The organism is Corallococcus sp. CA053C (genome assembly GCF_003611675.1).
In the GTDB taxonomy this organism is placed as follows: Bacteria; Myxococcota; Myxococcia; order Myxococcales; family Myxococcaceae; genus Corallococcus.
Map to the genome: position 1 here is coordinate 1 of NZ_RAWA01000891.1, position 438 is coordinate 438.

General features: G+C 70.3%; 1 protein-coding gene. It reads left to right on the forward strand.

Annotation, left to right across the window (positions count from 1 at the left end; genetic code table 11):
- A partial coding sequence (locus D7V97_RS43750) for a condensation domain-containing protein (protein ID WP_147445290.1) occupies positions 1-438 on the forward strand: 438 nt, incomplete at both ends.

The window sequence follows — 438 nt, forward strand, 5'->3', positions numbered from 1 at the left end:
CCCAGCCCCTGTCCTTCGCGCAGCAGCGCCTCTGGTTCCTCGACCAACTCGCGCCGGACGACGCGTCCTACAATCTCCCCGTCGCCCTGCGCCTCTCCGGGCGCCTGGACGTGGAGGCCTTGCGCCGCGCCTTCGAAGCGCTCGTCCAGCGCCACGAAGCCCTGCGCACCACCTTCTTCGAGCAGGAAGGCCAGCCCTTCCAGCGCATCCACGCGCCGTCCACATGGGCCCTTCCGGTGGAAGACCTGTCAGCCCTGGACGCAGCCGCGAGCGAAGCGCAGACGTTGCGCCTCGCCACCCGCGAGGCCCGCCAGCCCTTCCACCTCGTCCACGGGCCGCTCCTGCGCACCTCGCTGCTGCGGCTTTCAGAAGAGGCGCACGTCCTGCTCGTGACGATGCACCACATCGTCTCCGACGCCTGGTCCATGGGCGTCCTCG